Genomic DNA, 13,009 nt, shown 5'->3' with positions numbered 1-13,009 from the left:
CAGAAAAAAGTTTTATTTTGCATAGACATCTATTATTGATATAAAATAGCTATTTTTGCAGTCTATATCAATGAAGTATACTATGATAGTCGGCAAATATATAAATTTGGGAACGCTCCAGAAGCTACTGTTTGATGATGAAAAAGTAATTATTTCCGATGAATGTATTCAAGAAGTAGATAAGAGTTTTCGTTTCTTGAAGGAATTCTCCAGTGATAAAATTATTTACGGAATTAACACAGGGTTCGGTCCTATGGCTCAATATAGGATTGAAGATAAATCATTAACGGAATTACAATACAACATCATCAGGAGCCACTCTACCGGAGCGGGAAAACCATTGCCTCCTCTTTATGTAAAAGCAGCAATGATTGCCAGATTATTCACCTTTCTTCAAGGGAAATCAGGTATACATACAGAGCTGGTCGAACTACTCGTCAAGTTCATTAACCTGGATATTTTTCCGTATATACCGGAGCATGGCAGTGTAGGTGCCAGTGGCGATTTAGTGCAATTGGCGCATATAGCGTTGACGCTGATCGGTGAAGGAGAAGTGTTCTATCAAGGGCAGCTACAACCCACTGCCCAAGTACTTGAGAAGAATCATCTCAAACCTTTCTCCATACATATCCGTGAAGGGCTTTCAGTAACAAACGGCACTTCTGTTATGACAGGCATTGGCATTGTTAACTTGATTTATGCCCGCCAATTGCTCAACTGGTCCGTATGCGCCTCGGTAATGATGAATGAAATTGCCGCATCGTATGATGATTTTGTTTCTCAGCCGCTAAATGATGCCAAACTTCATAAAGGGCAGCAAAAGATAGCTGAAATGATGAGAGTTTGGATGTCCGACAGTAAATGTACTCTCAAGAGAGAGAATGAACTGTACGGACAGAAACATGAAGAAAAGATTTTTGAACATAAAGTACAGCCTTATTACTCGTTAAGATGTACTCCACAAATATTGGGACCGGTTTATGACACCCTCATAAATACAGAAGAAGTATTGATAAACGAAATCAACTCAGCTTGCGACAATCCGATTGTTGATCCGGAAACTCAAAATGTATATCATGGCGGAAACTTTCATGGTGATTACGTCTCTTTTGAGATGGATAAACTGAAAATAGCCATAACGAAACTGACAATGCTAAGTGAACGCCAATTGAACTATCTGTTCCATGATCGCATCAACGGAATACTTCCTCCATTTGTCAATCTGGGAGTATTAGGATTGAATTATGGGTTACAAGCCTCACAATTTACAGCTACTTCCACAACAGCCGAGTGTCAGACGTTATCTAATCCCATGTATATACACAGTATCCCAAACAACAATGATAATCAGGATATTGTAAGCATGGGAACTAATTCTGCATTAATAGCCAAAACAGTCATAGAGAATTCTTTCCAGGTTATGAGCATCCTGTTTATGGGTATCGTACAGGCTGTAGATTACTTAAAGATACAGGAAAAGCTCAGTACGGAATCGCGTTGTGTATACAATGAGATCCGGGCATTTTTCCCTGTATTTACCCAGGATACTCCCAAGTACAAGGAAATAGAGGCTATGAGTGAATACTTGAAAAATAAGAAATTCAATTTATAAATGAAATACGCATTAATAACAGGCGGAAGCCGGGGCATAGGACGTTCTGTCAGCATCAAGTTGGCAGCAATGGGATATACCGTGCTGATAAATTATCAAAGCAACGATAAGGAAGCGGCAAACACACTGCAATTAGTTCGTGAAAAAGGAGGCAACGGAGAACTATTGAAGTTCGATGTTACTGATCCAAAGGCAGTATCCGAAGCTTTAAATAACTGGAGCGAACAACATCCGGATGAATATATCGAGGTGCTGATAAATAATGCAGGCATCCGCAAAGATAATCTGATGCTTTGGATGACCGAAGCAGAATGGAGTGGGGTACTGAACACCAGTCTGAACGGCTTCTTTTATGTCACCCAGGCATTGCTTAAGAACATGCTTGTCAAACGCTTCGGACGTATTGTCAACATCGTCTCATTATCGGGGATCAAGGGCATGCCCGGGCAGACCAATTATTCTGCCGCCAAAGGAGGTGTCATTGCTGCTACCAAGGCATTAGCTCAGGAAGTGGCAAAGAAGCACGTGACCGTCAATGCGGTGGCGCCCGGATTCATCCGCACGGAAATGACCGAAGATATCAACGAGAACGAATGGAAAAAACAGATCCCAGCCGGACGCTTCGGCGAACCGGAAGAAGTAGCTAATCTCGTAAGTTTTTTAGTCTCTCCCAATGCCTCTTATATTACAGGTGAGGTTATTTCAATCAATGGAGGACTGCATACATGAGAAGAGTTGTCATTACAGGAATGGGGATTTACTCATGCATCGGCAAGAATCTGAGCGAAGTAACAGACTCATTATATAACGGTAAATCAGGCATCGGCATCGATCCTCAACGGAAAGAGATGGGATATCTGTCCGCACTGACCGGCTTATTGGAGCGTCCTGATCTCAAAAAGATGCTGGACAGACGAAAACGTCTCTGCCTGCCTGAACAAGGAGAATATGCCTATCTGGCAAGTGTGGAAGCCTTCAAAAATGCAGGTATCGATGAAGCATTCCTGGAAACGAACGAAGTAGGGGTGCTCTATGGAAATGATAGTAGCACTGCACCGATTATTAATGCTGTGGATATTATCCGGGAAAAGAAGAATACCGTTCTGGTAGGTTCCGGTTCTATCTTCCAGTCGATGAATTCAACTGTGTCGATGAATCTGTCAGTCATCTTTAAACTCAGAGGAGTAAACTTCACAATCTCCGGTGCTTGTGCAAGCGGTTCCCACGCCATTGGCATGGGATATCTGCTTATCAAATCGGGATTGCAGGACTGCATTCTTTGTGGTGGCGCACAGGAAGTAAATCCATTCTCAGTCGGTAGTTTCGACGGGTTAAGTGCATTTTCCAATCGGGAAACTGAACCCCAGAAAGCATCCAGACCTTTTGATAAAAGCAGGGACGGGCTTGTACCCAGCGGAGGAGGCGCCAGCCTGGTACTGGAAAGTTATGAATCGGCTGTTAAGCGAGGAGCCCCCATACTGGCAGAAATTATCGGCTACGGTTTTTCATCCAACGGAGATCACATATCTGTTCCTAATATAGACGGGCCAAAACGTTCATTGGAAATGGCCATCCGGAATGCCGGAATCGCATTGGATGAAATTAAATACATCAATGCGCACGCCACTTCTACACCAATAGGTGATTTGAATGAAGCAAAAGCCATAGCAGAGGTATTTGAAGGACATCGCCCATACGTGACGTCCACCAAGTCTATGACCGGTCACGAAATGTGGATGGCAGGTGCCAGTGAAGTAATCTATTCTACTCTAATGATGCAAAATAACTTCATTGCTCCCAATCTGAATTTCGAAGAGCCGGATGAAGCATCTGCCCAACTTAATATCCCTGCCCAACGAGTAAATATGGAATTTGATACATTCCTCTCAAACTCATTCGGATTCGGAGGAACCAATTCTACATTAATTATTAAAAAAGTAAAGTAATATAAGTATGACCCACGAAGAAATCATTGAAAAGATAAGAGAAACCTTATCCGAGGAATTTGAAGTAGATATCGATCTTATCCAGCCTGATGCTCCGCTCATGCAAACCCTTGAGTTAGACAGTCTGGACTTGGTAGATATGGTAGTGTTGATTGAAAAGAACTTCGGTTTTAATGTAACCGGACAAGATTTTGTCGGAATCAAAACGTTCCAGGACTTCTATAATCTCGTCATCACACGTATGGCCGAAAACAAAAACGAATAAACAAGATGTGGAAAGGTAAAACCCGTGGCGGTGTATCCGGATACCTGTTTTTTATTTATCTGATCAGGTATTGTGGTGTAAAAGCCGCTTATGGTTTTCTGTCTCTGATTGTTCTTTATTTTATTCCGTTCGCTCCGAAAGCAACAAAGAGTATCTGGCAATATGCCCGTCGTATTTTAAAACGGAACCGCATACAGTCGGTGGGACTATTGCTGAACAACTATTATCGTTTGGGACAGATACTTATAGACAAAGTAGCCATTGGAAATGGAATGATCGACAAGTATCATTTCAAGTTCAACCACTATCAGGAGTTTCTAAATGTATTGGATGGAGATCAGGGAGTAATCATGATCGGTGCACATGTTGGCAATTGGGAAATCGGAACTCCTTTTTTCAATGACTACAGCAAGAAAATGAATGTGGTGATGTACGATGCCGAACATCAAAAGATTAAAGAAATACTGAAAAAGAACGGGCAGCAGCAACCTTACAAGATTATACCGGTCAACGAAGATAATCTGGCACATATATTTAAAATTACAGAGGCACTGGATCATAAGGAATATGTCTGTTTTCAAGGGGACCGCTATCTGAATGCAGATAAACTGCTGACTTGCAAGTTCATGGGACACGAAGCACATTTTCCAATCGGTCCTTTCCTATTGGCATCGCGGATGAAAGTTCCGGTAGTCTTTTATTTTGCCATGCGGGAGGCTAAACAAACCTATCATTTCCATTTTATACTTGCTGAGCAAGTGTCCGGTTCGAAAGAGAAAAGAGCAGAACAATTATTATTGGAACAATATGTGAATGCTCTGGAAAAAATAATCGGCCAATATCCCGAACAATGGTTTAACTATTATTCTTTCTGGAAGCCGTCTGAATAAACAAAAATCAACAGAATGAAACTATTCCCTTCATTACAAAAGAGATATGCCAAAGAGCGATTCACCGCTGTGCAAGCACAGCGATTGGCCCAGGAAATCGCTTTTGGCCCCGTCGTATTTCAGGTCTCACGCTTGATGCTGAAATTCGGTATTTTCCGCCTGCTATCCGATAATCGGGAAGGTCTGTCACTGGAACAGATCAGCCAGAAAACCGAATTATCCAGATATGCAGCACAAGTTCTACTGGAAGCCTCCCTCACCATAGGTACTGTATTGGTAAAAGACGATCAATATATACTGGCAAAGGCCGGATGGTTCCTGTTGAACGATGAGATGGCACAAGTGAACATGAATTTTAATCAGGACGTCAATTACAAAGGTCTGTTTCACCTGGAAGAAGCTTTGCTAAATGGCCGCCCCGAAGGTTTGAAAGAACTGGGAAACTGGCCTACTATTTACGAAGGATTATCCGACTTACCCGGGCAGGCACAGAAAAGCTGGTTCGGCTTCGACCATTTTTATTCGGACAATTCTTTCGACCAGGCACTCGAAATCGTATTCAGCCACTCTCCCCGGACTCTGCTCGATGTAGGAGGCAATACAGGTAGATGGGCTACCAAATGTGTGCAATACAACGAGAAAGTAGAAGTTACCATTATGGATTTACCCCAACAACTGGAAATGATGAAGCAAAAGACGGAAAAAATGGCCGGCCACGAGCGTATTCATGGACATGGTGTAAATCTTCTCAATGAAAATGTACCTTTCCCGAAAGGTTTTGATGCGATCTGGATGAGTCAGTTTCTGGATTGTTTTTCCGAGAAAGAAGTTATCAGTATACTCTCACGGGCTGCTCAGTCCATGTCTGCAGAAGGGCGACTCTACATTATGGAAACATTCTGGGACCGACAGAAGTTCGAAACTGCTGCCTATTGCCTGACACAGATCAGTATATACTTTACTGCTATGGCAAATGGTAACAGCAAAATGTATCACTCCGACGACATGGCACGGTGCATTCAAGAATCAGGGTTGGAAATAGAGGAAATATATGATAACCTGGGATTGGGACACAGTATTATAAAATGTAAGCTGAAATGAAAAGAACTCCTATCATATCCGGTGAAGGAATCCTGAACCTGATACCACAACGACCGCCAATCGTTATGGTAGATTCATTCTGTGGCATTGAAGATGATTGTTCCTATTCAGGTCTCACAGTCACTGACGATAATATCTTCTGCCAGGAAGGCAAATTGCAGGAAGCAGGTATTATTGAACACATAGCCCAATCGGCGGCGGCACGGATCGGATATATCTATTTACAGAAAAATGAACCGGTACCCTTAGGCTTTATCGGTTCGGTAGATAAATTAACCCTTCACCGTTTGCCGGAGACAGGACAGGAATTATCCACTGAAATTACGGTTATTCAGGAAGTATTCGACATTACTTTGGTATCTGCTTGTGTAAGCACTACGGAAGGAGTGATTGCAGAATGCCGGATGAAAATATTTTTAGATAAGAAATGAGGCAAAAAACGAATCTGCATACACCTGCACTCATTGACCGCACCACAATAAAGGTACGTTTCAGTGAAATAGACTCCATGCAAATCGTATGGCATGGTGAATATGTACGCTATTTTGAAGATGGAAGGGAGTCTTTCGGAAAACATTATGGCTTAGGATATATGGATATCTACAGTGAAGGATATATGGTACCCATCGTTGAATTAAACTGCCAATTTAAGCAATCCTTATCCTTCGGTGAAGAAGTTATCATTGAAACCCGATACATTTCTTGTGAAGCTGCCAAGATTAAATTCGAATATGTACTATACCGGGCTACAGACAATAATATCGTTGCCACCGGAAGTACAACTCAGGTTTTTCTAAATACTAACAGGGAGCTGGAGTTAGCAACTCCGGCTTTTTATCAGGAGTGGAAAAAGAAATGGAACATCCTATAACTGTATATATCACAGCTGATACTCTGATCAGTTCCTTAGGAGCAAATACCCGGGAGAATATAAAAGCAATCCGGGAATATCGAAGCGGAATCACCAGGCATGAAGCAGGAATCATATCTGATACCTCTATATTAGCTGCCACGATTCAACCGGAACAATGGGAAAGAGCAAAGAATTTGGGTACGTACACACGTCTGGAACAACTATTCATACTTGCCATTCAGGATATTCTGTCCCATTCCGAAATGAATCTGGCGGATGAAGATTGTGGCCTCATCCTATCCACTACTAAAGGTAATATTGACCTGTTGGCCAATCATCCCGACACCCCTGATATCAGAGTTCATCTATGGGAAATGGGAAGAAGAATAAGCGAATATTTTCAGGCCGGCAACCGGGTAGAAGTTATTTCTAATGCCTGCATATCAGGAGTATCCGCTCTGATTGTAGCAAAGCGGTGGATCGAATCCGGCAGATACAAAAAAGTCATAGTAGCGGGAGGTGATATCCTCTCCCACTTCATTACCAGCGGATTTCTATCTTTCAGATCCATCAGTTCCGAAAGATGCCGCCCTTATGATGCCCGGAGAGACGGACTCAATTTAGGAGAGGCTTGTGGTGCTATCCTGCTGAGTTCGGAAGGAAACGATACGGATATCATCCTGTCCGGAGGAGCCATTAGCAACGATGCCAATCATATTTCAGGTCCGTCACGTACAGGAGACGGACTTTACTTCGCCATACGGCAGGCCATGGAAGAAGCCGCAGTCCTTGCCGAAGACGTTAGTTTCATGAATACACATGGAACGGCTACTGTCTATAACGATGAAATGGAATCGAAAGCTATTCATTTAGCCGGATTGGAAACCGTTCCGGTTCATAGTTTGAAATCTTATTTCGGTCATACTTTAGGGGCATCGGGAGTGATTGAATCTATTATCTGTATTCACGAACTAAAGGAAAACGTACTATTCGGTACATTAGGCTATGAAAAGCCCGGTGTCAGCATGCCTATTCTGGTGCAAGCTGACCATCAGGAAATACCCATGAAACACTGTATCAAAACAGCATCCGGTTTCGGAGGTTGTAATGCTGCTATCGTATTGACACTTCCCGCGTATCAGAAACAGCCCTCAAGAGTGCAATCATCGGTGACAGTTCATACAACCGCAACTGTTTCCATTGAGAATAGCTGTTTAAGTATGAATGGAGAGACCGTTTTTTCATCATCTGCCCCAAACTTTGCGCAGTTTATCCGCGAAGCATATAAAAATACAGGTGGAAGTAACATGAAATTCTACAAAATGGACGACCTTTGCAAACTGGGATATACTGCTGTTGAATATCTGTTGAAGGAGAAAAACTTTCAACCAGAAGAAATAGGGATATTGCTGGTTAATGCTGCCGCCTCACTGAATACGGATATTCGTCATCAGATGATTATCAATCAGGAAGGTGACCATGCAGCCAGTCCGACGGTATTTGTATACACTCTGCCTAACGTTGTAGCAGGTGAGATATGTATCCGTCATAAGATACAAGGAGAAAATACTTTCTTCATAGAAAAAGAATTCGATGCGGACAAATTGGAAGAATATGCACGAATTGCAATGAAGAAAGGTAATTTAAAAGCTTGCATCACCGGATGGTGCAACCTTTTAATGGAAGAGTATAAAGCTGATTTTAAACTAATAGAAGTACAACATTGATATGGAAGAATTAATAGAAAAACTAAAAAGAGAATTAATAGAAGAACTGAATCTTGAAGAAGTCACACCCGAAGAGATTAATCCTGATGAACCTCTGTTTGGTGACGGTGGTTTAGGACTCGATTCTATTGACGCACTTGAGATTATTCTTATTTTAGAGCGTAACTATGGAATCAAAATAAAGAATCCTGCAGAAGGGAAACAGATTTTCTACTCAATACGTACATTAGCTAACTATATCTCTGAAAATCAGAAACAATGAAGATATATGTAACCGGTTTAGGTGTTGTTTCAGGTATTGGTCTGGGTGTTGCAGAAAATATAGCTTCACTCAGGAAACATCAGCATGGTATGGAGAAAGTAACTCTTTTCCCTACGGAACTGGATGTACCCGTATCAGAGGTAAAATACAGCAATGAAGAACTAAAACGGTTACTCTCTTTAGATATACAAAAAACGTTTTCCCGGACAGCCTTATTAGGCATGTTAGCTGCCCGGGAAGCAGTTGATGACGCCCGGTTAGATTTGAATACTTTGCGTGTAGGTCTCATATCTTCCACTTCTGTAGGTGGTATGGATTTGAGTGAACATTTCTACAACGCCTTTAAAAAGGACAATAGAAAAGGAAGATTACGGGAAGTCATCTCTCATGACTGCGGTGCAAGTACTGAAATGATAGCGGATTATCTGAAAGTAAATGACTTTGTAACCACTATCAGTACAGCCTGTTCATCAGCAGCTAATGCTATCATGTTAGGAGCCCGCATGATCAGGAATGGCCAACTGGACGCTGCCATTGTAGGAGGTACGGACGCCTTGTGCAAGTTTACCCTCAACGGCTTCAACTCACTTATGATTTTGGATAAGGAACACTGCCGTCCTTTTGACGCATCCCGTGCAGGCCTCAACTTAGGAGAAGGAGCCGGATATATTGTGCTTCAATCAGAGAAACTACTCCGGAAAGAGCCTTATTGCTTATTAAGCGGATATTCGAATGTGAATGAAGCTTTTCATCAGACCGGCAGTTCACCCGAAGGAAACGGACCATTCTGGTCTATGACAGAAGCCATAGCAAAGAGTGAAATTCCTCCCGAAGAGATTGATTATATCAATGTACATGGCACAGGAACTCCAAGTAATGATCTTTCAGAAGGACTTGCTATCCGACGGATTTTTGGTGATAAAATTCCTCCGTTCAGTTCTGTCAAAGCGTTTATCGGTCATACATTAGGGGCTTCGGAAGGAATTGAAGCGGTTTATTCTGTTCTCTCCGTATATCATGGTTTCATCTATCCCAATCTGAACTTCAAAGAACCTATAGAAGAAAACATGTTGATGCCCGAAACCTCATTCCGCGAGGGACTACCCATTCGTAATGTACTATCGAATTCTTTTGGATTCGGTGGAAATGATTCTTCGATCCTGTTTTCCACATTAAAAGAGAAATGATGCAACCTGTCTATATCAATCATATTGCTTCTATTCACGCGGATACTGCTTCCGGAGAATCCCCTTATTTGTCCGCCAATGAACCGGATTACAAGAGTATTATCACAAATGCCGCACTACGGAGGCGTATGAGCCGGATCATCAAAATGGGAGTTGCCTGCGGACTGGAATGTATCAGTACCCTACCTTCCGAAAAAGTACATGCGATCATCACTGCAACCGGACTCGGATGCCTGGCAGATACAGAGAAGTTCCTGAATACAATCATTGAGAATGAAGAACAACTACTGAACCCAACACCCTTTATCCAGTCAACCTTCAATACCATCGGAGCTCAAATAGCATTACTCCGCCAGATACATGCTTACAACATGACGTATGTACACCGGGGATTGAGTTTCGAAAGTGCACTATTGGACGGTATGATGAGAATCTGGGAAGGTGATGAAAATGTCCTCGTAGGAGCTATTGATGAGATTACCCCTAACAGTCACGCCATACAACAACGCCTGGGACTGCTAAGAGGCATACAAGCAGGCGAAGGTGCTCAGTTCTTCCTATTGGGACGAGAAACCACCGAATCCACATTAGCAGAACTTGCCGGTATATCGACTTTTATTCATGCGAGCAGTACACAAGAAGTAGCTGAAAAGATTCATCGCTTTTTGCAAAGTAACCGATTAACAGCCGGACAAATCGATTGGTTTGTTACCGGTAAGAATGGAAACCTGAAAGAAGATACCCTGTATACTGATTTAGAAAACAGCCTGTTTCCCACAGCAACATATACCACCTTTAAGAATGAATGTGGTGAATATCCTACAGCATCTTCCTTTGCTTTATGGAAAGTGGCTAAAACTTTTGAAGAGAATCTAAATCCGGGACAGACAGTTCTGATATATAATCACTATCACTCCATTAACCATTCACTTATTTTAATCCGGAAAAAACAATGATAGTGGAAATCCTGATCACATTACTGATTATCTTTCTAGTCTACGCATCTTGCAACATCCGTTCTAACATCTATCTCAAGGTATTTTGCAAGAAACAGACTGAAGATAAAATTGTAGCTATCACCTTTGATGATGGACCGGACTCGGTACAAACCCCCAAAGTATTGCAAGTACTCAAAGAACAACAAATACCGGCTTGTTTCTTCTGCATCGGTCACAAAGTAGAAGAGAATGAGGAGTTGATCCGACAAATTATCAACGAAGGACATCTGATTGGTAATCATTCTTTTACCCATACCAATCATTTTCCCTTGTACAGCCTGTCGCGGATGAAAAAAGACTTGCAAGCTTGCCAGTTTGCATTAGAACGAGTAACTTCGCAGAAAATCAAGTTATTCCGCCCACCGTTTGGAGTCACAAATCCTACTATAGCAAAAGCTGTCCGCATATTGGGATACACTCCTGTTGGCTGGAATATCAGAACACTCGATACACTGCAACCTTCCAAAGAGAAAGTTTTGAAGCGTATTCAGAAAAGGTTACGCCCCGGTTCTATCATCCTTCTACACGATCGGATGCCGGACAGTGACCTGTTATTAAAAGAGATACTTAACTTAATTAAAGAACAGGGATATACAGTTGTCCGTCTGGACAGCATGTTGTAAAAGCATTATGAGAGCCATACTAATAACATTATCAATCATATTGGGCATTTCCTATACCCATGCCCAGACAATGAAGAAGTTAATCCATACCCAGGATTTTGAAAACCGTCTGGCAAAGGAAGCACAAACCATGCAGTCCATTGAAAGTGACTTTACACAAGTGAAGTACCTGGATATTCTGGATGAGAAAGTAACCTCCAAAGGAAAGTTCTATTACCAAAAGAGTGGCAAAATACGTATGGAATACGCCCAACCCGTCAACTACCTAATAGTGATAAACGACTCCCGGCTTAAAATTGTATCGGACGGTAAAAAGAGCGTTATGAGCCTAACCGCCAATAAGATGATGAATCAAATGCAAGATATGCTCACAGCTTGCATGATAGGCGATCTCTCAAAAATGTCTTCCGATTACAAACTGGAATATTTTGAAAATGATTCCTATTATATAGTGAAGATTAAGCCGGTCAATAAAGCCATACAAGCCTACATTTCGGAAATTGAAATATATCTGGATAAGAAAGATATGTCGGTTTACAAATTACGCCTTTCCGAAACAGCCACCAATTATACGGAATATGAATTCTACAACAAGAGATTTAATGCTTTGAAAGATGAAACAAAGTTTTCTATTCGCTAATCTGATCTTTATTCTGTATCTATTCACTTCCTGTGGTTCCTCAAAAACAATAGCAGGAGATGCCACATCTTATGTGACACCTATTATTTGCGCTGAAGAATATTCGCAAAAATACAATATGCAGTTAGACTTCATGAAACATCACTTCAGCGGTTTATTAATTGTACGGAAATTGCCGGATAATGAAATAAGAATATTGGCATCTACTTACTTTGGACTCAGTCTTTTTGATTTTTCACTTCGGGAAAATGAATTTCACGTCAACAGTTGCATAGAGCCCATGAAGAAAAAGAAAATGCTGCTATTACTGGAAACAGACTTCAAGAATCTATTTTTAAGTGGAAAGAATATCCGCATCAAAAAGAAAAGCAGTACCTTTGAAAAAAGAGTCACAGGCAGGGGATTCGGAAAATCAGTATTCTATCTATCGGAGTTCAGCTCTGGACATCCCGAACAGATAAAAATCAAACATCCCTGGTTGCGACTAAGTATACAGTTGGACAAATTAAAAGAAAACCCAAACTAATATGGCTGAACTTCTTCCCAATTTCTATAAAGTCACGCACTCTGAGCATATCAATGAAACAGACTGGGTAGTGCAAGTCATGCTCAACCCACAACATGCTATTTATAATGGACACTTTCCACAACAGCCCGTAGTTCCGGGCGTTTGTATGCTGCAAATGATAAAAGAGTGCATAGAGAAAATACAACAAGCTCCCCTGCAATACAAGCAGATAGCCTCATGCAAGTTTCTTTCAGTTATTAATCCGAATGAAACACCGGAATTAAAGCTCTCATTGACTATCAAAAAAAACGAAACGGATACATTCCAGATTCTTGCTGAAGGAGTATCTTCAAAAGATATCTGCATCAAATTAAAAGCACAACTAATCGGCAAATAA

Annotated in this window: 16 protein-coding genes; all 16 read left to right on the top strand. The window is 41.5% G+C overall.

Annotation, left to right across the window (positions count from 1 at the left end; all coding sequences use genetic code 11):
- Nucleotides 1–82 precede the first annotated feature (82 nt).
- From hutH to K429_RS0116605, 16 genes are read left to right on the top strand one after another with little or no spacing between them, the layout of a single operon-like run.
- Complete coding sequence (hutH, locus tag K429_RS0116680; RefSeq protein ID WP_026367648.1) at nucleotides 83–1,612, top strand: histidine ammonia-lyase; 1,530 nt, start codon at nucleotides 83–85, stop codon at nucleotides 1,610–1,612.
- Nucleotides 1,613–2,341: a 3-oxoacyl-ACP reductase FabG gene (gene fabG, locus K429_RS0116675; protein WP_026367647.1), complete on the top strand. Its 729-nt coding sequence runs from the start codon at nucleotides 1,613–1,615 to the stop codon at nucleotides 2,339–2,341.
- On the top strand, nucleotides 2,338–3,558 hold the full coding sequence (locus K429_RS0116670; RefSeq protein WP_026367646.1) for a beta-ketoacyl synthase: 1,221 nt from the start codon (nucleotides 2,338–2,340) through the stop codon (nucleotides 3,556–3,558). Before fabG ends, K429_RS0116670 begins: the two co-directional genes overlap by 4 nt.
- 7 nt (nucleotides 3,559–3,565) lie before the next feature.
- Nucleotides 3,566–3,823 (top strand): acyl carrier protein, encoded by a 258-nt coding sequence (locus K429_RS0116665; protein WP_007212332.1) that lies wholly within the window; start codon nucleotides 3,566–3,568, stop codon nucleotides 3,821–3,823.
- Nucleotides 3,824–3,828: 5 nt separating this feature from the next.
- Entirely contained in the window at nucleotides 3,829–4,713 is an 885-nt protein-coding gene (locus K429_RS0116660; protein ID WP_007212331.1) for an acyltransferase, read from the top strand.
- A 15-nt stretch (nucleotides 4,714–4,728) separates the two neighbouring features.
- The gene (locus K429_RS0116655; protein WP_026367644.1) at nucleotides 4,729–5,814 is read left to right on the top strand and encodes a class I SAM-dependent methyltransferase; all 1,086 of its coding nucleotides are present in this window, start codon (nucleotides 4,729–4,731) and stop codon (nucleotides 5,812–5,814) included.
- Nucleotides 5,811–6,245: a hydroxymyristoyl-ACP dehydratase gene (locus K429_RS0116650; protein WP_007212329.1), complete on the top strand. Its 435-nt coding sequence runs from the start codon at nucleotides 5,811–5,813 to the stop codon at nucleotides 6,243–6,245. Before K429_RS0116655 ends, K429_RS0116650 begins: the two co-directional genes overlap by 4 nt.
- Nucleotides 6,242–6,685: a thioesterase family protein gene (locus K429_RS0116645; RefSeq protein WP_007215125.1), complete on the top strand. Its 444-nt coding sequence runs from the start codon at nucleotides 6,242–6,244 to the stop codon at nucleotides 6,683–6,685. The genes K429_RS0116650 and K429_RS0116645 overlap by 4 nt, the downstream gene beginning before the upstream one ends.
- A complete protein-coding gene (locus K429_RS0116640) occupies nucleotides 6,670–8,394 on the top strand; it encodes a beta-ketoacyl synthase N-terminal-like domain-containing protein (protein WP_026367643.1) in 1,725 nt (574 codons plus the stop codon). The genes K429_RS0116645 and K429_RS0116640 overlap by 16 nt, the downstream gene beginning before the upstream one ends.
- A gap of 1 nt (nucleotide 8,395) precedes the next feature.
- A complete protein-coding gene (locus K429_RS0116635) occupies nucleotides 8,396–8,656 on the top strand; it encodes a phosphopantetheine-binding protein (protein WP_007212326.1) in 261 nt (86 codons plus the stop codon).
- Nucleotides 8,653–9,843 carry a beta-ketoacyl-[acyl-carrier-protein] synthase family protein gene (locus tag K429_RS0116630; protein ID WP_026367642.1) on the top strand — a complete coding sequence of 397 codons (1,191 nt, stop codon included), beginning with the start codon at nucleotides 8,653–8,655 and terminating at the stop codon, nucleotides 9,841–9,843. Before K429_RS0116635 ends, K429_RS0116630 begins: the two co-directional genes overlap by 4 nt.
- Nucleotides 9,843–10,799 carry a beta-ketoacyl synthase chain length factor gene (locus K429_RS0116625; protein WP_026367641.1) on the top strand — a complete coding sequence of 319 codons (957 nt, stop codon included), beginning with the start codon at nucleotides 9,843–9,845 and terminating at the stop codon, nucleotides 10,797–10,799. The genes K429_RS0116630 and K429_RS0116625 overlap by 1 nt, the downstream gene beginning before the upstream one ends.
- Complete coding sequence (locus tag K429_RS0116620; RefSeq protein WP_026367640.1) at nucleotides 10,796–11,464, top strand: polysaccharide deacetylase family protein; 669 nt, start codon at nucleotides 10,796–10,798, stop codon at nucleotides 11,462–11,464. The genes K429_RS0116625 and K429_RS0116620 overlap by 4 nt, the downstream gene beginning before the upstream one ends.
- Nucleotides 11,465–11,471: 7 nt before the next feature.
- Nucleotides 11,472–12,104 (top strand): outer membrane lipoprotein carrier protein LolA, encoded by a 633-nt coding sequence (locus tag K429_RS0116615; RefSeq protein WP_026367639.1) that lies wholly within the window; start codon nucleotides 11,472–11,474, stop codon nucleotides 12,102–12,104.
- Nucleotides 12,079–12,630: a hypothetical protein gene (locus K429_RS0116610; RefSeq protein WP_026367638.1), complete on the top strand. Its 552-nt coding sequence runs from the start codon at nucleotides 12,079–12,081 to the stop codon at nucleotides 12,628–12,630. Before K429_RS0116615 ends, K429_RS0116610 begins: the two co-directional genes overlap by 26 nt.
- Before the next feature lies 1 nt (nucleotide 12,631).
- Nucleotides 12,632–13,009 carry a hypothetical protein gene (locus tag K429_RS0116605; protein WP_007215119.1) on the top strand — a complete coding sequence of 126 codons (378 nt, stop codon included), beginning with the start codon at nucleotides 12,632–12,634 and terminating at the stop codon, nucleotides 13,007–13,009.

The sequence above is a fragment of the Bacteroides sp. 14(A) genome (assembly GCF_000526555.1).
In the GTDB taxonomy this organism is placed as follows: domain Bacteria; phylum Bacteroidota; class Bacteroidia; order Bacteroidales; family Bacteroidaceae; genus Bacteroides; species Bacteroides cellulosilyticus.
The sequence above is the reverse complement of the archived record's forward strand: the minus strand, read 5'-3'. Positions and strand labels throughout refer to the sequence as shown.

Bases quoted from the DNA above. Each gene is read 5' to 3' on its own strand.
- hutH (WP_026367648.1), top strand. From the start codon at position 83: ATGATAGTCGGCAAATATATAAATTTGGGAACGCTCCAGAAGCTACTG.
- fabG (WP_026367647.1), top strand. From the start codon at position 1,613: ATGAAATACGCATTAATAACAGGCGGAAGCCGGGGCATAGGACGTTCT.
- K429_RS0116670 (WP_026367646.1), top strand. From the start codon at position 2,338: ATGAGAAGAGTTGTCATTACAGGAATGGGGATTTACTCATGCATCGGC.
- K429_RS0116665 (WP_007212332.1), top strand. From the start codon at position 3,566: ATGACCCACGAAGAAATCATTGAAAAGATAAGAGAAACCTTATCCGAG.
- K429_RS0116660 (WP_007212331.1), top strand. From the start codon at position 3,829: ATGTGGAAAGGTAAAACCCGTGGCGGTGTATCCGGATACCTGTTTTTT.
- K429_RS0116655 (WP_026367644.1), top strand. From the start codon at position 4,729: ATGAAACTATTCCCTTCATTACAAAAGAGATATGCCAAAGAGCGATTC.
- K429_RS0116650 (WP_007212329.1), top strand. From the start codon at position 5,811: ATGAAAAGAACTCCTATCATATCCGGTGAAGGAATCCTGAACCTGATA.
- K429_RS0116645 (WP_007215125.1), top strand. From the start codon at position 6,242: ATGAGGCAAAAAACGAATCTGCATACACCTGCACTCATTGACCGCACC.
- K429_RS0116640 (WP_026367643.1), top strand. From the start codon at position 6,670: ATGGAACATCCTATAACTGTATATATCACAGCTGATACTCTGATCAGT.
- K429_RS0116635 (WP_007212326.1), top strand. From the start codon at position 8,396: ATGGAAGAATTAATAGAAAAACTAAAAAGAGAATTAATAGAAGAACTG.
- K429_RS0116630 (WP_026367642.1), top strand. From the start codon at position 8,653: ATGAAGATATATGTAACCGGTTTAGGTGTTGTTTCAGGTATTGGTCTG.
- K429_RS0116625 (WP_026367641.1), top strand. From the start codon at position 9,843: ATGCAACCTGTCTATATCAATCATATTGCTTCTATTCACGCGGATACT.
- K429_RS0116620 (WP_026367640.1), top strand. From the start codon at position 10,796: ATGATAGTGGAAATCCTGATCACATTACTGATTATCTTTCTAGTCTAC.
- K429_RS0116615 (WP_026367639.1), top strand. From the start codon at position 11,472: ATGAGAGCCATACTAATAACATTATCAATCATATTGGGCATTTCCTAT.
- K429_RS0116610 (WP_026367638.1), top strand. From the start codon at position 12,079: ATGAAACAAAGTTTTCTATTCGCTAATCTGATCTTTATTCTGTATCTA.
- K429_RS0116605 (WP_007215119.1), top strand. From the start codon at position 12,632: ATGGCTGAACTTCTTCCCAATTTCTATAAAGTCACGCACTCTGAGCAT.